The 17903-nt window shown below is 62.2% G+C and carries 17 protein-coding genes; 10 read left to right on the top strand and 7 right to left on the bottom strand.

The features are described 5' to 3' along the window. The first annotated feature begins 33 nt into the window (after positions 1-33). From G4D79_RS05695 to G4D79_RS05655, 9 genes are all read left to right on the top strand, one after another. The gene (locus G4D79_RS05695) at positions 34-1095 is read left to right on the top strand and encodes a phenylacetaldoxime dehydratase family protein (RefSeq protein ID WP_064075482.1); all 1062 of its coding nucleotides are present in this window, start codon (positions 34-36) and stop codon (positions 1093-1095) included. Between the two features lie 115 nt (positions 1096-1210). After that, a complete protein-coding gene (locus G4D79_RS05690; RefSeq protein WP_007735244.1) occupies positions 1211-1579 on the top strand; it encodes a helix-turn-helix transcriptional regulator in 369 nt (122 codons plus the stop codon). Between the two features lie 44 nt (positions 1580-1623). Continuing rightward, complete coding sequence (locus G4D79_RS05685; protein WP_099696919.1) at positions 1624-3030, top strand: substrate-binding protein; 1407 nt, start codon at positions 1624-1626, stop codon at positions 3028-3030. Between the two features lie 114 nt (positions 3031-3144). Next, complete coding sequence (locus G4D79_RS05680) at positions 3145-4710, top strand: amidase (protein ID WP_099696918.1); 1566 nt, start codon at positions 3145-3147, stop codon at positions 4708-4710. A 73-nt stretch (positions 4711-4783) separates the two neighbouring features. Next, entirely contained in the window at positions 4784-5407 is a 624-nt protein-coding gene (nthA, locus tag G4D79_RS05675) for a nitrile hydratase subunit alpha (protein WP_003946052.1), read from the top strand. 26 nt (positions 5408-5433) lie between these two features. After that, complete coding sequence (nthB, locus tag G4D79_RS05670) at positions 5434-6072, top strand: nitrile hydratase subunit beta (RefSeq protein ID WP_007735254.1); 639 nt, start codon at positions 5434-5436, stop codon at positions 6070-6072. A gap of 98 nt (positions 6073-6170) precedes the next feature. Next, positions 6171-7370, top strand: coding sequence for a zinc metallochaperone GTPase ZigA (gene zigA, locus G4D79_RS05665; RefSeq protein WP_099696917.1), 1200 nt, complete (start codon positions 6171-6173; stop codon positions 7368-7370). A gap of 151 nt (positions 7371-7521) precedes the next feature. Next, on the top strand, positions 7522-9339 hold the full coding sequence (locus tag G4D79_RS05660; RefSeq protein WP_003946057.1) for an ABC transporter substrate-binding protein/permease: 1818 nt from the start codon (positions 7522-7524) through the stop codon (positions 9337-9339). Between the two features lie 4 nt (positions 9340-9343). Beyond that, a complete protein-coding gene (locus tag G4D79_RS05655; protein ID WP_003946070.1) occupies positions 9344-10090 on the top strand; it encodes an amino acid ABC transporter ATP-binding protein in 747 nt (248 codons plus the stop codon). On the opposite strand, the gene G4D79_RS05650 is transcribed toward G4D79_RS05655, so the two are convergent. The 7 genes from G4D79_RS05650 to G4D79_RS05620 all read right to left on the bottom strand — a co-directional run bounded on the left by G4D79_RS05650 (position 10076) and on the right by G4D79_RS05620 (position 15575). Continuing rightward, positions 10076-11272, bottom strand: coding sequence for an RNA polymerase sigma factor (locus G4D79_RS05650; protein ID WP_099696916.1), 1197 nt, complete (start codon positions 11270-11272; stop codon positions 10076-10078). The two genes, G4D79_RS05655 and G4D79_RS05650, sit on opposite strands and share 15 nt — an antisense overlap. 8 nt (positions 11273-11280) lie before the next feature. Further along, a complete protein-coding gene (locus G4D79_RS05645) occupies positions 11281-11688 on the bottom strand; it encodes a YciI family protein (RefSeq protein WP_003945999.1) in 408 nt (135 codons plus the stop codon). 152 nt (positions 11689-11840) lie between these two features. Further along, positions 11841-12455, bottom strand: a complete 615-nt coding sequence (locus G4D79_RS05640; RefSeq protein WP_003946002.1) for a response regulator transcription factor — start codon at positions 12453-12455, stop codon at positions 11841-11843. Then, positions 12452-13594 (bottom strand): sensor histidine kinase, encoded by a 1143-nt coding sequence (locus tag G4D79_RS05635; RefSeq protein ID WP_054782137.1) that lies wholly within the window; start codon positions 13592-13594, stop codon positions 12452-12454. Before G4D79_RS05635 ends, G4D79_RS05640 begins: the two co-directional genes overlap by 4 nt. 21 nt (positions 13595-13615) lie before the next feature. Beyond that, on the bottom strand, positions 13616-14407 hold the full coding sequence (locus tag G4D79_RS05630; protein ID WP_003946064.1) for an ABC transporter permease: 792 nt from the start codon (positions 14405-14407) through the stop codon (positions 13616-13618). After that, entirely contained in the window at positions 14404-15342 is a 939-nt protein-coding gene (locus G4D79_RS05625; RefSeq protein ID WP_099696915.1) for an ABC transporter ATP-binding protein, read from the bottom strand. The genes G4D79_RS05630 and G4D79_RS05625 overlap by 4 nt, the downstream gene beginning before the upstream one ends. Beyond that, positions 15339-15575 (bottom strand): hypothetical protein, encoded by a 237-nt coding sequence (locus tag G4D79_RS05620; protein ID WP_234552183.1) that lies wholly within the window; start codon positions 15573-15575, stop codon positions 15339-15341. The genes G4D79_RS05625 and G4D79_RS05620 overlap by 4 nt, the downstream gene beginning before the upstream one ends. Positions 15576-15810: 235 nt before the next feature. Here G4D79_RS05620 and G4D79_RS05615 point away from each other — a divergent pair, with 235 nt between their 5' ends. Then, entirely contained in the window at positions 15811-17892 is a 2082-nt protein-coding gene (locus tag G4D79_RS05615; RefSeq protein WP_099696914.1) for a PhoX family phosphatase, read from the top strand. Positions 17893-17903: the final 11 nt, after the last annotated feature.

The following is a 17903-nucleotide window of genomic DNA, read 5'->3' as shown; positions in this document are numbered from 1 at the left end:
CCGATTCGACCACCTACATCACAGGGAGCACTCATGGAATCTGCAATCGGCGAACACCTTCAATGCCCGCGCACTCTGACCAGGCGGGTCCCGGATACCTATACGCCACCGTTTCCCATGTGGGTCGGGCGCGCAGACGACACATTGCACCAGGTCGTGATGGGCTATCTCGGCGTGCAGTTCCGCGGCGAGGATCAGCGCCCGGCAGCACTGCGGGCGATGCGGGATATCGTCGCCGGCTTCGACTTGCCGGACGGACCGGCACACCACGATCTCACCCATCACATCGACAACCAGGGCTACGAGAACCTGATCGTGGTCGGTTACTGGAAAGATGTTTCTTCCCAACATCGTTGGAGCGCATCACCTCCAGTATCCTCCTGGTGGGAGTCCGAAGACCGCCTGTCGGACGGATTGGGGTTCTTCCGCGAGATCGTGGCACCGAGAGCCGAACAATTCGAAACGCTCTACGCGTTCCAAGACGACCTCCCCGGAGTGGGAGCTGTCATGGACGGTGTCAGCGGCGAAATCAACGAGCACGGCTACTGGGGTTCGATGCGCGAGCGGTTTCCGATCTCCCAAACCGACTGGATGCAGGCCTCGGGCGAACTACGGGTCGTCGCCGGTGACCCCGCCGTAGGTGGACGCGTAGTAGTGCGGGGACACGACAACATCGCACTGATCAGGTCCGGGCAGGACTGGGCCGACGCGGAAGCAGACGAGCGCAGCCTCTACCTGGACGAAATCCTGCCCACTCTTCAATCGGGCATGGACTTCCTCCGCGACAACGGCCCGGCCGTCGGGTGCTACAGCAACCGATTCGTACGCAATATCGACATCGACGGAAACTTCCTCGACTTGAGCTACAACATCGGCCACTGGGCCTCCCTCGACCAACTCGAACGGTGGTCGGAATCCCACCCGACCCATCTACGGATCTTCACGACGTTCTTCCGGGTGGCCGAGGGCCTGTCGAAATTGCGTCTCTACCATGAGGTCTCGGTATTCGATGCCGCCGATCAGCTCTACGAGTACATCAATTGCCATCCCGGGACCGGAATGCTGCGCGACGCGGTGATCACCGCCGAGCACTGACCGAAGTCGCCGGCAATCTTCGGCCACATTCTTTCCCTCGGAGGCAACTCGAGATATGTTGACGGGTGTCGACATATCTCAGTAGAGACCATCGAGGAAGCGCGGACAGCAGACAGTGACTACTCAACGAAACGAAGAGTTGGCGTTTGCTGTGCTGGCCGACCAAGTGCGTCGACAGATTCTCGACACGCTGGCTACCCACGGCGAGTGCAACGCGGGCTTCATCAGCGATCAAATTTCGACGGTCGGTCGCACCACGGTATCCACACATCTCAAGGCGCTGCGGTTGTCCGGCGTGATCGTCGAACGGCGTCAAGGACGTCATCGCCTGTTCTCGATAGATCCATCGGGGCCCGCCAACGATGCACTCCAGTTCCTGCGCGACGTCCTCGGGCGAGCGCTGGAAGCAGGTTCGAACGCCTCCGAGTTGCCGGCCACTGCGACTGAGGATTCAGACGTCGCATCGGTGCGTCGCCGAGCGTGAGGCCTTGTTGAGCCCCAGCACCTATTTCAGGCAGGAAGTAGAACGTGCCAGGTCTCTCCGTAACGGCACAGATCGTGACGACCGACCCACCAGGGTCAGCCTTCGAGCGCCTCGAAACGGGGCAACTGCTCGAACTCGAATGTGAGCAACTGACGGTCGGGGCCGCTGCCGCCATCTCCCTTCCCGTCGGCGACGGCGCACGCGCAGATCCAGTCGGAATGCCGATCACGCTGTTGGGATACGTCGCCGGCGTGAAGCGGGGCCGATCGGTCGTGATCGTGCACCACCAACCGTGGCGCGGCCGCCTGACGATCCGGTTCTTTCCCGACGGCGCCGGGACCCGGATCGTTCTCGAGTCCAGCCTCGATCAGGACGGCATTTCCTGGCTTGCCAACAAGCGCGGATTCGCTCCACCCGAACCTCCGCGTTCCGACCGACATCGGATCGGGCTGCTGGTCAGCAAATCCGGCCCGGCAGCTGTATTCGCCCAGGCGACAGAAACACTCGCAGCCCTGGCCGTGGAAGAAATCAATGCCGACGGCGGCATCGGCGGCGTTCTCGTCGACTTGGTGATCGGCGATGACGCTTCCGACTCGGCGGCCGGAGCGGCGACCGCACTGCGATTGGTGAAAAGCGGATGTCGCGCCGTTTTCGCGTGCGTGACATCGTCGACCTTCAATGCCGCTGCATCTGCATTGCAGAACACCGGTGTGCTGTTAGTGCACACAGTTCTCAACGAGGGAGGTCGATCGCGTCCGGGAGTCCTTCGATTGGGTGAGCGACCACTCGACCAGACGCGAGCAGGTATACCCGCAATGATGTCCGAGACCGGTTCTCGCACTTGGTTCCTGGTCGGCCAGCAGTATTCGTGGTCGTTCGGAGCGCATTGGGCGGCCCGGCGTGTGATCGCCGAATCCACAGGTTCGGTGGCCGGCGAAGTCTACGTACCGTTGGGGACAACCGACTTCTCACGCATCATCGAGTCGATAGCCGACTCCGGGGCCGAACTGATTCTTTCCACCCTGGTGGGCCATGACGAGGTCTTCTTCGAACGACAATGCGCCCAGCACGGACTGCGGGCCACCACGCGGACGTTTGCATTGGTCCTCGACGAGGCCACTCAGCAGCTCATCGGCAATTCCGATGCCGACGGAGTCTGGGCGGCATTCGGCTACTTTCAATCCGCAGCCTGCGATCACGACCTCGAAAAGCGATACAGCGCGAGCTCGAACGAACTCCTGCCTCCGCTCAGTTCCCTGTCGGAGACAACATACGAAGCGATCGTCGCTTACGCACGCGCAGTCGAACGAACGTCGGCAGGCGATCCGGAAACAGTACTTCGGCAGCTTGTCACGACATCGAAAAGCTCTACGAACAACGGCGTTCCACTGCATCGACCGATTCTGCTCGCTGAATCACGCCGTGGGCGCCTGTACCCCCGCTCTCTCTGAGCACGCGTAACCCGAACTTAACGAGTCAATATGTCGATACCTATTGACGCAATTATGGATCCGGCCCTAGTCTGAAAGACAAGTGAAGCCGATCACATCAGGAGCACACTTCTCATGGCGACAATCCGACCTGACGACAATGCAATAGACACCGCCGCAAAGCATTACGGCATCACTCTCGACCAATCAGCCCGGCTCGAGTGGCCGGCACTGATCGACGGAGCACTGGGCTCCTACGACCTCGTCGACCAGTTGTACGCCGACGAGGCAACCCCGCCGACCACGTCACGTGAGCACACGGTGCCAACAGCGAGCGAAAATCCTTTGAGCGCTTGGTATGTGACCACAAGCATCCCGCCGACGTCGGACGGCGTCCTGACCGGCCGACGCGTGGCGATCAAGGACAACGTGACCGTGGCCGGAGTTCCGATGATGAACGGGTCTCGGACAGTAGAGGGGTTCACTCCGTCTCGCGACGCGACTGTGGTCACTCGACTACTGGCGGCCGGTGCAACCGTCGCGGGCAAAGCTGTGTGTGAGGACCTGTGTTTCTCCGGTTCGAGCTTCACACCGGCAAGCGGACCGGTCCGCAATCCATGGGACCCACAGCGTGAAGCAGGTGGATCATCCGGTGGCAGTGCGGCTCTCGTCGCAAACGGTGACGTCGATTTTGCCATCGGCGGGGATCAGGGCGGATCGATCCGGATCCCGGCGGCATTCTGCGGCGTCGTCGGACACAAGCCGACGTTCGGGCTCGTCCCGTATACCGGTGCATTTCCCATCGAGCGAACAATCGACCATCTCGGCCCGATCACACGCACGGTCCACGATGCCGCACTGATGCTCTCGGTCATCGCCGGTCGCGACGGTAACGACCCACGCCAAGCCGACAGCGTCGAAGCAGGTGACTATCTGTCCACCCTCGACTCCGATGTGGATGGTCTGCGAATCGGGATCGTTCGAGAAGGTTTCGGGCACGCGGTCTCACAGCCCGAGGTCGACGACGCAGTCCGCGCAGCAGCACACAGTCTGGCCGAAATCGGTTGCACGGTAGAGGAAGTAAACATCCCGTGGCACCTACATGCTTTCCACATCTGGAACGTGATCGCCACGGACGGTGGTGCCTACCAGATGTTGGACGGCAACGGATACGGCATGAACGCCGAAGGTTTGTACGATCCGGAACTGATGGCACACTTTGCTTCTCGACGCCTTCAGCACGCCGACGCTCTGTCCGAAACCGTCAAACTGGTGGCTCTGACCGGCCACCACGGCATCACCACCCTCGGCGGCGCGAGCTACGGCAAAGCCCGGAACCTCGTACCGCTCGCCCGCGCCGCCTACGACACTGCCTTGAGACAATTCGACGTCCTGGTGATGCCCACACTGCCCTACGTCGCATCCGAACTACCGGCGAACGACGTGGATCGTGCAACCTTCATCACGAAGGCTCTCGGGATGATCGCCAACACAGCACCATTCGACGTGACCGGACACCCGTCCCTGTCCGTTCCCGCCGGCCTGGTGAACGGGCTTCCGGTCGGAATGATGATCACCGGCAAGACCTTCGACGATGCGACGGTCCTCCGGGTCGGGCGCGCATTCGAAAAGCTTCGCGGCGCGTTTCCGACGCCTGCCGACCACATCTCCGACTCTGCACCACAACTCAGCCTCACCTAGTTCTGTATCCGCACTTGCACAACAAATTCCACCGATTCACACATGATCAGCCCGCATAGAAAAGGTGAACCAGATGTCAGTAACGATCGACCACACAACGGAGAACGCCGCACCGGCCCAGGCGCCGGTCTCCGATCGCGCGTGGGCCCTGTTCCGCGCACTCGACGGTAAGGGATTGGTACCCGACGGTTACGTCGAGGGATGGAAGAAGACCTTCGAGGAGGACTTCAGTCCAAGGCGCGGAGCGGAATTGGTCGCGCGGGCGTGGACCGACCCCGATTTCCGGCAACTGCTTCTCACCGACGGTACCGCCGCGGTTGCCCAGTACGGATATCTGGGCCCCCAGGGCGAATACATCGTGGCAGTCGAAGACACCCCAACCCTCAAGAACGTGATCGTGTGCTCGCTGTGTTCTTGCACCGCGTGGCCCATTCTCGGCCTGCCCCCTACCTGGTACAAGAGTTTCGAATACCGTGCGCGAGTGGTGCGTGAGCCACGGAAGGTTCTCTCCGAGATGGGAACCGAGATCGCGTCGGACGTCGAGATCCGCGTCTACGACACCACCGCCGAAACTCGCTACATGGTTCTCCCGCAACGTCCCGCAGGCACCGAAGGCTGGAGCCAGGAACAACTGCAGGAAATCGTCACCAAGGACTGCCTGATCGGCGTCGCAGTCCCGCAGGTCCCCACCGTCTGATCACCCCGACAAGAAAGAAGCACACCATGGATGGAGTACACGATCTTGCCGGAGTTCAAGGCTTCGGCAAAGTCCCGCATACCGTCAACGCCGACATCGGCCCCACCTTCCACGCCGAGTGGGAACACCTGCCGTACAGCCTGATGTTCGCCGGTGTCGCCGAACTCGGGGCATTCAGCGTCGACGAAGTTCGATACGTCGTCGAGCGGATGGAACCACGCCACTACATGATGACCCCGTACTACGAGAGGTACGTCATCGGCGTCGCGACACTGATGGTCGAAAAGGGAATCCTGACGCAGGAAGAACTCGAAAGCCTTGCAGGGGGACCGTTCCCACTGTCGCGGCCCAGCGAATCCGAAGGGCGTCCGGCACCCGTCGAGACGACCACCTTCGAAATCGGTCAGCGAGTACGCGTGCGCGACGAGTACGTTCCGGGGCATATTCGAATGCCTGCGTACTGCCGCGGACGAGTGGGAACCATCTCTCATCGGACTACCGAGAAGTGGCCGTTTCCCGACGCAATCGGCCACGGGCGCAACGACGCCGGCGAAGAACCGACGTACCACGTGAAGTTCGCCGCCGAGGAATTGTTCGGTAGCGACACCGACGGCGGCAGCGTCGTAGTCGACCTTTTCGAGGGTTACCTCGAGCCTGCGGCCTGATCGTCCAACATTCCGGGCGGCGGTCACGCGAGCACAGCGTTTCGCGTGACCGCCGCCTGATCACAGCAATTCTCTCATTCGGAAGGACACTGGAAATCATGGTCGACACACGACTTCCGGTCACGGTGCTGTCAGGTTTCCTGGGCGCCGGGAAGACGACACTACTCAACGAGATCCTGCGAAATCGAGAGGGTCGGCGGGTCGCGGTGATCGTCAACGACATGAGCGAAATCAACATCGACAGTGCAGAAGTCGAGCGTGAGGTCTCGCTCAGTCGCTCCGAAGAGAAACTGGTCGAGATGACCAACGGCTGCATCTGCTGCACCCTGCGAGAGGATCTTCTCTCCGAGATCAGTGCCTTAGCCGCCGATGGCCGATTCGACTACCTACTCATCGAATCTTCGGGCATCTCCGAACCGCTGCCCGTCGCAGAGACGTTCACATTCATCGATACCGACGGCCACGCCCTCGCCGACGTCGCCCGACTCGACACCATGGTCACCGTCGTCGACGGCCACAGTTTTCTGCGCGACTACACAGCTGGGGGCCGCGTCGAAGCCGATGCCCCGGAAGACGAACGAGACATCGCGGATCTGCTTGTCGATCAGATCGAATTTGCCGACGTCATCCTGGTGAGCAAGGCAGATCTCGTCTCGCACCAGCACCTGGTCGAATTGACCGCAGTCCTGCGCTCTTTGAACGCATCCGCTGCGATAGTTCCGATGACGCTCGGTCGCATCCCACTCGACACGATTCTCGACACCGGTTTGTTCTCACTCGAAAAGGCTGCACAGGCCCCCGGATGGTTACAAGAACTCCAAGGTGAACACATCCCCGAAACCGAAGAGTACGGAATCAGTTCGGTGGTGTACCGCGAGCGCGCACCCTTCCACCCCCAACGGCTGCATGATTTCCTCAGCAGCGAGTGGACCAACGGAAAGTTACTTCGGGCCAAGGGCTACTACTGGAATGCCGGCCGGTTCACCGAGATCGGGAGTATTTCTCAGGCCGGTCATCTCATTCGCCACGGATACGTCGGCCGTTGGTGGAAGTTTCTACCCCGTGACGAGTGGCCGGCCGACGATTACCGTCGTGACGGAATCCTCGACAAGTGGGAAGAACCCGTCGGAGACTGCCGACAAGAACTCGTCTTCATCGGCCAAGCCATCGACCCGTCTCGACTGCACCGAGAACTCGACGCGTGTCTACTCACCACAGCCGAGATCGAACTCGGGCCAGACGTGTGGACCACCTGGAGCGACCCCCTGGGCGTCGGCTATACCGACCAGACCGTTTGATATTGATCTCTACGGCACGAGATTCCCCGACCTGGCGATACTTAAAATCACGCTGATTTGAAGGCATGCCCGCAGCGCAACGGCCCCTTGTCCGAAAACTGTCAACAGTTCTACACGGAGAAATGGCTACCCTTAGGTTTACGCTGCACGCATGTTTTCTTCCGTCGCAGCGAAGATCCGCCTGGTGGTGGCACTGCTCCTCACTGCCCTCCTGGCGCTGACTCTGTCATCGTGCTCGAGTGGCTCGGATTCGTCGGCAGCCCCCACAGACCTGTGTGCACCTCCAGGAGTGGGAGCTGCAACCGCGGCGCCCACCAATCTGGACGCGGCAGCGGGTGCGGGCGCCGAAGACCGCTACACCACGGCCACCGTCACCCCGGTCGATCAGATCGACACCTCGAAGCTGAATCTGATCAAACCCGGGGTCATCACGGTCGGCACGCTCGGTGACGCGCCCCCGAGCATCTGCGTCAACTCCGAGAATCAGTACACCGGATACGACAACGAGCTGCTGAAGGCCGTCGCGGACAAGCTGGGCCTGAAGGTCGAGTTCGTCGGCACCGAGTTCGCCGGGCTTCTCGCCCAGGTTGCCGGTCGACGCTTCGACGTCGGCTCGTCGTCCATCACCACCACGGACGACCGTCGCAACACCGTCGGCTTCACCAACGGTTACGACTTCGGATACTTCTCCCTCGTCGTGCCTAACGGCAGCCCGATCACCGGCTTCGGGGACCTGGACGCATCAAAGCGCATCGGCGTCGTACAGGGAACCGTGCAGGACGACTACGTCGTGAACACGCTCAAGCTCGATCCCGTGAAGTTTCCCGACTACGCCACGGCGTACGCGAACCTCAAGTCCGGACAGATCGACGCCTGGGTAGCTCCGTCTCAGCAGGCCGAAGGTGCAATCGCTCCCGGTGATCCGACCTCGATCATCCAGAACACCTTCTCGGTCAACAACTTCGTCGGCTGGGCGGTGAACAAGGAAAACCAGCCGCTGATCGACGCCCTCAACTCCGGCCTCGACGCAGTCATCGACGACGGAACCTGGTCTCAGCTGTACGCCGACTGGGTACCGCGCCAACTCCCTGAAGGCTGGAAGCCCGGATCCAAGGCCGCGGCCACTCCGGAACTGCCCGACTTCGCAGCCATTGCCGCGGAAAACGCAGCAAACGGCGACGGTGGCGATACCGCGTCGTACCAACCGAAGTCGACGCTCGAACAGCTCAAGGACACGTTCTTCGACTGGGATCTGTACAAGAAGGCATTCCCCGATCTCCTCAAGACCGGTCTTCCCAACACCCTGATCCTTGCGCTCGCGTCCGGCATCATCGGCACGATCCTCGGCATGCTGCTCGCTGTCGCCGGTATCTCGCGCACCCGTTGGCTGCGCTGGCCGGCCCGCGTCTACACCGATATCTTCCGTGGCCTGCCCGCAGTCGTCATCATCTTGATCATCGGGCTCGGCGTCGGACCGATCGTCAAGGGAATCACCGGTAGCAATCCGTACTGGCTCGGTGTCGCGGCGCTGTCACTGCTCGCGTCGGCATACATCGGTGAGATCTTCAGATCCGGAATCCAGAGCGTCGAGTCCGGGCAGCTCGAAGCCTCCCGTGCCCTCGGCTTCAGCTACCGAAAGTCCATGTCGCTGGTCGTCATCCCGCAGGGAGTACGACGCGTTCTGCCGGCGTTGATGAACCAGTTCATCTCGCTGATCAAGGACTCGTCGCTGATCTACTTCCTCGGTCTGCTCGTCACCCAGCGGGAGCTCTTTGCCGTCGGACGCGATCTCAACGCCCAGACCGGCAGCCTGTCCCCGCTCGTTGCGGCAGGCTTGTTCTACCTTGCTCTGACCATCCCGCTGACGCACCTCGTCAACTACATCGACAACCGACTCCGGACCGGACGCGCCGACACTTCAGGCACGTTGGATCCGCTCGAGCAGGCCATCGTCGTGGAAAGGGGCTGAGGACATGACCACCAGCTCTGAACTGAAGTCCGTATCGCTCACCGGCAAGGACCTGCATCTGTCCTTCGGCACCAACAAGGTGCTTCGCGGCGTCAACCTGCACGTCGACGCCGGAAACACCGTCACCGTCATCGGGCCCTCCGGTTCGGGCAAGTCGACGCTCCTGCGCGTGCTGAACCGTCTGCACGAGCCCGAGCAGGGTGACGTGCTGCTCGACGGGAAGTCCGTCCTGAAGGACAACCCCGACGAGCTACGCCAGCGGATCGGCATGGTGTTCCAGCACTTCAACCTGTTCCCACACAAGACCGTCGCCGAGAACATCGCACTCGGGCCGAACAAGCTCAAGGGTTTGTCGAAGGAGCAAGCTCGGGCGCTCGCGCTCGAGCAGCTGGATCTGGTGGGGCTCAGGGAGAAGGCCGACTCGCGGCCCGGCAACCTTTCCGGCGGTCAGCAGCAGCGCGTCGCCATTGCCCGCGCCCTGGCGATGAAGCCCGAGGTCATGTTCTTCGACGAGGCGACGTCAGCTCTCGACCCCGAACTGGTCAAGGGTGTTCTGGCATTGATGGCCGATCTCGCGAAGTCCGGCATGACCATGGTCGTCGTGACGCACGAAATGGGTTTCGCGCGTTCCGTTTCCGACAAGGTGCTGTTCATGGATCGCGGTGCCGTTGTCGAAACCGGTACTCCGGAACAGCTTTTCGACGATCCCGAAACAGATCGACTGCAAGCGTTCCTCTCACAGGTTCTCTGACTCAGGGGCGCTTGCAGGAGATCGACGGGCGTTGATCCTGGACGCCTGAAGCATCAGATGGTCGCGTTCGGCGAGGTTGGATGCCTTGTGCGCTGCATCGGCATACAACCTCGCCGCCGACTCCAGGTCTCCGTCGCGTTCACGCAGATAGGCCTCGACTGCGGCATGGCGTGGAAGTGAATCGCCCAGCGCTGCAAGAGCTGCCAATCCGGCGCGTGGTCCGTCTGCCTCGCCGACGGCCACCGCTCGGTTGAGCCGGACGATCGGGCTGTCGGTCAAGGCTGCGAGTTCGTCGTACCACTCCACGATCTGCACCCAGTCGGTCTCGTCTGCTGTGAGAGCGTCGGCATGGAGTGCAGCAATGGCGGCCTGGGCCTGGAACTCACCGAGCCGGTCGCGGGCGAGAGCTGACTGGAGGATTGCGACTCCTTCGGCAATCGAATCGGTGTCCCACCGGCTGCGATCCTGCTCGGCTAGCGGAACCAGACTGCCGTCCGCGGCAGTTCGCGCGGCTCGACGAGCGTGATGGAGCAGCATCAGTGCGAGCAACCCTGCGACTTCGGGGTGATCGATCGCGGCCGCCAACTGCCGGGTGAGCCGGATGGCCTCGGCAGCCAGGTCGACGTCGCCGGAGTACCCCTCGTTGAAGACCAGATAAAGGACACGCAGGACGGTGGCGACATCGCCGGGTTGCTCGAACCGGACGCCGGAGACCGTGCGCTTGGCTCGGCTGATGCGCTGAGCCATAGTCGCCTCGGGCACCAGGTAGGCCTGCGCAATCTGGCGGGTGGTCAGCCCGCCGACAGCGCGCAGCGTGAGTGCGACGGCGGACGACGGCGTCAACGACGGGTGCGCGCACAAAAAGTAGAGCTGGAGTGTGTCGTCCACGCCCGGCACCGACCCGCTGACCGGCCGCTCGCCTGGCTGCTCGCCTGGCTGCTCGTCAGCCCGAAGCTCCCGCCTGCGGCGAGCCGCATCCGACCGGATCCCGTCGAGGAACCGCCGCCAGGCCACCGTGACCAGCCAGCCCTTCGGGTCCCGCGGCGGGTTGTCCGGCCAGACCCTGACCGCCTCGAGCAGAGCGTCCTGCACGGCGTCCTCGGCCGACGCGAAATCTGCTCCGCGGCGGACGAGGATGCCGAGCACGCTCGGAGTCAGACTCCGAAGCAGGGCGTCGTCCATGACAGGTTTCAGTCCGTGATGGTCGGCGGCTCGGTCAGGAACGGGCGCAGTTCGAGCCATTCGTGAATCGGCTTCCCGCCTGCGCCGGGCGCGGCCGAGAGCTCGCCGGCCAATTGGACGGCACGGTCGTAGTTGTCGACGTCGATCACCATCCAGCCGGCAATGAGGTCCTTGGTTTCCGCGAACGGACCGTCGGTGACCGGGGGGCGACCCTCACCGTCGTATCGGACAAAGGTGCCCTCAGGAGCGAGAGCCTGACCGTCGACGAACTCGCCCGCCTTCTCGAGCCGATCCGCGAAGTCCTGCATGTACTTCACGTGGGCAGTGATCTCGTCCGGCGTCCACTGGTCCATCGGCACGTCGTTGACTGCAGCCGGAGCGCCGCGGTAGTGCTTGAGCAGCAAGTACTTGGCCATCGTGAATCTCCTCTGTGTCGGTGCCACCCATTCTGGTCGCACTTCACTACAGGGACGAAGCAAGTCGGGGATTCTCGACATTGCGGGGCCTTCGGCCCTGTGCGCCTTTTTGGTAGTGCCCGCAACCAGAAAGGCGCACAGGGCCGAAGGCCCTAAATCCACCCCTGCCGGCGGGCGATCACTGCGGCTTCGTGCCGATTGGCTGCACCGAGTTTGGTGACAGCTGACGACAGATAGTTTCGGGTGGTACCCGCAGACAGGTGTGCCCGGGAAGCGATCTGCTCGATGGATGCTCCGTCGGCCGCGTACTCGAGTACGTCCGCTTCGCGCGGAGTAAGCGGTGAGTCGCCGGCGCCGATTGCCTCGGCAGCCAACGACGGATCGACGTACCGCCCGCCCGCGTGGACGCTGCGGACCACCTCGGCGAGCGTCGCCGCAGGCGTCGTCTTCGGCAGAAATCCTCGGACGCCTGCTGACAGTGCCTTCTTCAGATACCCGGGACGCCCGTGGCTCGTCACGATGATCGAGACGCACCCCGAGACCGTCTGCGCAATCTGTTGCGCCGTCTCGATGCCGTCGATACCTGCCATTTGAAGGTCGAGCACGGCTACGTCAGGTTGATGTTTTGCAGCAGCGACCACGGCATCCTCGCCGGATTCGGCTTCCGCGACGACAACGATGTCGTCCTCGAGCGACAACATCATGGCCAGAGCCGAGCGGATCAGGTTCTCGTCGTCGGCCAGCAGTACCTTGATCGGCTCGGTCACCGAGACTCCTTCGTTCGGGACGGAAAGTGGGCGGTGAGGGTGAAGCGATCTTCGTCCTGCACGGTTTCGACAATTCCTCCGACGGCGCCGACGCGCTCGCGCAATCCGTTCAGGCCGGTTCCGTTGTTCGGCTCTGCGATCCGTGCGCCGTCGTTGGCGATCACGACGCCGTCCGCGAACACCTCGATGCTGCAATTCTCGGCACTCGAGTGCCGGAGAATGTTGGTCACTCCTTCGCGGACGACCCAGGCGGCAGCTTCGGCCAGTTCCACCGGCAGCTGATCTGCCGATCCACGTATCGCGGTGGAGATTCCGGCGGCCTCGAGCAGAGACTGCGCACCGGCCAGCTCGGACGCCAAGGCGATGGACCGGTATCCCCGAACCAACTCGCGCGCTTCGTCGAGTGAATCTTGCGCAAGTTCGCGTACTTCGTCCATCTGCGCGGCGGCACGATCGTCGCCACGTCGTGAAAGAGTAGCTGCAAGTTCACTTTTCACCGCAATTGCAGACAGTGCCCGCCCGACGACGTCATGGAGGTCGCGTGAAAATCGCAACCGTTCCTCGGCGACGGACAGAGCGGCAGCGGCTCCGCGTGCCTCGTCCAATTCGGTGACCATCCGCAGCAGCCACACCGACATGTAGACGGTCAGCCCCATGAAGGCGGCGACGATTCCGACGGACACGCCGCTTTCCGGACCCGCAAGCAGTCCCAGTACAACCCCGGCGGCCACCGAGCCCACGATCAGCCAGCGCAACGACGTCAACCCCGCAAGGGGCACGACAAGGATTGCCGCCAGCCAGAAGTACGGGCCGTTCTCGCCATTGCTTCCCAAGGCAATTCCCGCCGAGCAGAACGCCGACAACGTCATCACGGCAAGAGGAATCTGGACGGGCTTGGCCACGACTCCGCCCAGATCAGGCATCCGAGACACGGCGATGACGCACGCAACGGCACTGATTCCGAGGAAGACACCCGACAGGTACCGATCCGCAACGACCTCGGTGACCGCACCGAAGCCACCGAAAACCACTGCGACCATGATGAACGATTGCCGCGTGTAGAGGCGAACCTTGTCGACGTTCGACGCGGTTCGCCACGTCCGTCTCGGATTCCAGCGTCCGAAGTTCTGCGCGATCATGCCCACTACCTTCTCAGAGTTCTACGAACGCGGTTCCCAGCGGAAGTGGACGTTCGCGATCAGAACCGAACCGACGATCCACGCCAGCATGACCAACAGCGGTTGCGCAGCCGAACCGAAGGTGTCGACAAATCCCGCTGCCGCACCGGGCGCATCGCCCAGATCAGCCAGTTCGCCAGTGGTCCGCCCCAGCCATCCGAGATTGAGAAGGTCGACTACCGCGGCCAGCGGAGTGAAATCGAGAATGCGAGCAACGTTGTCCGGCACGACATTCCTGATCGAAGACATACCTGCCGTCGCCAGAATCAGAATCGGCATGCAGGTGATCTGCGCCGCCTCTGCATTTCGCGTTACAGCCGAAGTGATCAACGCCAGCGCCGTGAAGAGCGCGGCGCCGCCGATCACTGCGACCAGCACCAGGACCGGATTGACCGGAGCACTACCGCCCAGAACCATCACGGCGATTCCGATCACCACCGTCAACAGGCCGGTGAGAACCCACGACGGCACTGCCGGGCCCGCGAGGATCTCGGCGTCGCTGCATTCCCCTGTCCGTAGTCGCTTGAGAACCAACTCGTCACGACGCGTCGCGTACACCGACAGGAGGTTGTAGAAGACCACGAACACGAGCAGGAAGAGTGCAAACACCTCGAGGCCTGCCGACACCGACTTGTCGGACAACCCGCCATCGCGCGACAGGTACAGCATCCCCACGGGAAAGATCAACGGGAGGACGATTGCGTTGAAGAGCAACAGTCGATTTCGTCCCAGGAGCGTGAACTCCGAACGAGACAGGGTTGCTATGCGGTTCATGCCGACGCTCCTTCGAGAGTTGCGTGATGATCGAATTGGTCTGCAATGGAGAGGAATACGGTCTCCAGGGATGCCGCGCGGGCATCCAGGCCGGTCAGCAGGATGTTGTTGTGCTGTGCCCACAGCAGCAGTTCCGTCAGCGTCTCCTGCACTGTGCGAGTGGTGATCACCACCAGATCGTTTTCGACGCGTACCTCGGCGCCGGCCAGGGCCGGGAGCGGAAGACCGGGACGGTGCAGTTTGATCTGGGCAGGATGATCCGCGACGACGTCCGCCACGGTTCCGCTGCGCACCACCGATCCTCGGTGCATGATCGCCAACTGGTCGCACAGGGACTCGGCTTCGTCCAGGTAATGCGTCGTCAACATGATGGTGACGCCCGACGCTTTCAAGTCAGCGATCAATTGCCAAGTGTTACGTCGACTTTCGGGATCCAAACCAGTAGTCGGCTCGTCGAGAAACAGGACGAGTGGCCGGCCGATGATCGCGCACGCCAGATCCAGTCGCCGCGCCTCACCTCCCGAGAGGAACTTCACGCGGGTATCACCACGGTCACGCATGTCCACGCGCTCGAACACCTCGTCCACGGGCAGCGGATTCGAGCAGGTTCCGGCCCACATCGCCAAACTCTCACGAGCAGTCAGGTCTTGGGGCAAGCCACCCTTCTGGAGCATGATGCCAAGCGACGGGCGAATCTGCTTGCGGTTGCGCACCGGATCCATGCCCAGAACGCGCACCGTTCCGGCACTGGCTCGTGAAAGACCCTGAATCACTTCGAGAGTGGACGTCTTGCCGGCACCATTGGTCCCGAGGAGGCCGAACAGCTCGCCTTCCTGAACACTCAGATCCAGATTGCGAACAGCATCGAACGCCTCCTTACCGGAGCCGTAACGCCGCGACATTCCGACTACGTCGATCACGGGATCGCCCTTCATCGCTGCGCCTCCGCTCGGTTCCAGCCGCGCAGTCCGATCGCGAATCGAATACCCGCATAGACAGCGAGAGCGGCAACAAGAATCCAGAACACGGGATTGGAGCCGATGATCGCGAACAGCACTCCGATGATCGCGATATTCACGACGATCACAACAAGTTCGCGGCCCATCGTGGGTGCGGGTCCGATGTCCATCAGGTCCGTCAGGAGGCTTCCCTCATGTGGTTCTCTCATGCATCCAAGCTTCGCGGGAAGTCAGAGCCGAAAACAGTGCACTGCGTCATCACCTGCGGTGACACCGTCCACGGATCAGCGATGACAAATGTCATGCGACGTCCCCGCGGGGACGCGTCGTAAACCGCGGGTAAGGGTCACCTCGTTGTTTTGCCGTTCATTTTTACGTTCCTTTACCCTTGCTTAGAGCTTCTACGGTTCCCGAAGTCCGTACATCGAATCTCGGGAGTTCACGGTGGCTATCAAGCCTTTGGCCTTGTTCGTCAAACACGACGGCGTGTCTGCGCGCGCGTCGATCACCTGCCAGTACAAGTGCGGAAACGCGTGCTCTCACGAGGTCCCCAACACCTCGGGCGGCGAGTACTTCCGCGACATCGCACGCACAGCGCTGAGTCGTCGCGGCTTGCTCCGGGGCAGCGGCATGGCAGTCCTCGCGGTGGGAGCGGGCAGCGCCCTCGTCGCGTGTTCGGACGAATCCGCAAGTGCCGAACCGGGAACCGGATCGACGAGCGGCAGCAGCAGCGGATCAACACCAGCGGGGACGAACTTCGGCGCCGTCGCGCCCAACAAGGAAGACAAGGTCACCGTCCCTGACGGATACGATCAAGCCGTCGTGATTCGCTGGGGTGACTCCGTTCTCGCCGGCGCCCCGGCTTTCGACTTCGACAAGCAGACTGCGGCAGCGCAGGAACTGCAGTTCGGATTCAACAACGACTTCGCCGGATTGCTCCCGGTCGACGGGCAGCCCAACACCTACCTACTCGTGGTCAATCACGAATACTCCACCGAGCCGGCGATGTTCCGCGGCTACGATGCGGAGAACCCGACCGAGGAGCAGTTCAAGATCGGCCTCGCCAGCCACGGACTGTCGGTCGTGCAGGTCAAGGGCGAATCCGACAACGGCAAGCTGGTACCGGAGATCGGATCGAACAACCGCCGCATCACCGGAACCACGGAATTTGTCGTGACCGGCCCCGCTGCAGGTAGCGACTTCCTCAAGACGAGTGCCGATCCCACGGGAACCAAAGTGCTCGGCACCCTCAACAATTGCGCCGGCGGCGTCACCCCCTGGGGCACAGTGCTTTCCGGCGAAGAGAACTTCAACCAGTACTTCGCGAACGCCGAGGGTGTCACCGATCCCACGGTGGCAGCACGGCTGAAGCGCTACGGTCTTGCCGGTGCCGCTTCCGAGCGCAAGTGGGAACGCTTCGACAAGCGGTTCGATCTGGTCGCAGAACCCAACGAGGTCAACCGATTCGGATACGTCGTCGAGATCGATCCCTGGGATCCGTCGTCGACTCCGATCAAGCACACAGCGCTCGGACGTTTCAAGCACGAAGCCGCCACCATTTACATCACGTCGGACGGCACCGTCGTCGCCTACAGCGGCGACGACGAGCGCTTCGACTACATGTACAAGTTCGTCTCCAGCCGAAAGATGCAGGACGGCAAGAGTCAGGCAGCCATGCGCCACAACATGACTCTGCTCGACGCCGGAACACTGTACGTCGCAAAGCTCAGCGGAAACTCCGCCGGCGAGATCGACGGCAGCGGCAAGCTTCCGTCGGACGGCAAGTTCGACGGAACCGGCGAGTGGGTAGCCATCCTGCGCACCGGCGAAGACGGCAAGGGCGAATCGCTGGTCGACGGCATGAGCGCCGAAGAGGTCGCCGTCTTCACCCGCCAGGCCGGTGACAAGGTCGGGGCAACGAAGATGGATCGCCCCGAGGACTTCGAGGCAAACCCGAAGAGCGGCAAGGTTTACGTCGCACTGACCAACAACACCAAGCGCGGAGTCGACGGTGGCGCCGCGGCCGACGAGGCGAACCCGAGGAACAACAACAAGAACGGCCAGGTCCTCGAAATCACCGACGACCACGCCGGCACCACCTTCGGCTGGAATCTTCTTCTCGTCTGCGGAGATCCGGCCACAGCCGATACTTACTTCGGCGGGTTCGACAAGAGCAAGGTCAGCCCCATCTCATGCCCGGACAACCTTGCCTTCGACCCGCACGGCAATCTGTGGATCTCCACCGACGGCAACGCACTCAAGTCCAACGACGGGCTGTTCAGCGTTGTCCTCGAAGGCGAAAACCGCGGTGAGACAAAGCAGTTCCTCACCGTTCCCGTCGGCGCCGAAACCTGCGGCCCCATCGTGGACGAGAAGCGCGTCATCGTCTGCGTCCAGCACCCCGGCGAGACCGACGACGCCAGCATCGAAAGCCCCGCATCCCATTGGCCCGACGGTGGTTCCGCCCAGCCTCGCCCGTCGGTAGTTGCAGCCTGGAAGAAGGACGGATCTCGGCTCGGCTCGTAACACACATGAAA

The sequence above is a fragment of the Rhodococcus sp. WY5 genome (genome assembly GCF_018588185.1).
Taxonomy (GTDB): Bacteria; Actinomycetota; Actinomycetes; order Mycobacteriales; family Mycobacteriaceae; genus Rhodococcus_F; species Rhodococcus_F qingshengii.
The sequence above is the reverse complement of the archived record's forward strand: the minus strand, read 5'-3'. Positions and strand labels throughout refer to the sequence as shown.

Coding starts and splice junctions, on each gene's coding strand:
- G4D79_RS05695 (WP_064075482.1), top strand. CDS start 34: ATGGAATCTGCAATCGGCGAACACCTTCAATGCCCGCGCACTCTGACC.
- G4D79_RS05680 (WP_099696918.1), top strand. CDS start 3,145: ATGGCGACAATCCGACCTGACGACAATGCAATAGACACCGCCGCAAAG.
- nthA (WP_003946052.1), top strand. CDS start 4,784: ATGTCAGTAACGATCGACCACACAACGGAGAACGCCGCACCGGCCCAG.
- nthB (WP_007735254.1), top strand. CDS start 5,434: ATGGATGGAGTACACGATCTTGCCGGAGTTCAAGGCTTCGGCAAAGTC.
- zigA (WP_099696917.1), top strand. CDS start 6,171: ATGGTCGACACACGACTTCCGGTCACGGTGCTGTCAGGTTTCCTGGGC.
- G4D79_RS05660 (WP_003946057.1), top strand. CDS start 7,522: ATGTTTTCTTCCGTCGCAGCGAAGATCCGCCTGGTGGTGGCACTGCTC.
- G4D79_RS05655 (WP_003946070.1), top strand. CDS start 9,344: ATGACCACCAGCTCTGAACTGAAGTCCGTATCGCTCACCGGCAAGGAC.
- G4D79_RS05650 (WP_099696916.1), bottom strand. CDS start 11,272: ATGGACGACGCCCTGCTTCGGAGTCTGACTCCGAGCGTGCTCGGCATC.
- G4D79_RS05645 (WP_003945999.1), bottom strand. CDS start 11,688: ATGGCCAAGTACTTGCTGCTCAAGCACTACCGCGGCGCTCCGGCTGCA.
- G4D79_RS05635 (WP_054782137.1), bottom strand. CDS start 13,594: ATGATCGCGCAGAACTTCGGACGCTGGAATCCGAGACGGACGTGGCGA.
- G4D79_RS05630 (WP_003946064.1), bottom strand. CDS start 14,407: ATGAACCGCATAGCAACCCTGTCTCGTTCGGAGTTCACGCTCCTGGGA.
- G4D79_RS05625 (WP_099696915.1), bottom strand. CDS start 15,342: ATGAAGGGCGATCCCGTGATCGACGTAGTCGGAATGTCGCGGCGTTAC.
- G4D79_RS05620 (WP_234552183.1), bottom strand. CDS start 15,575: ATGAGAGAACCACATGAGGGAAGCCTCCTGACGGACCTGATGGACATC.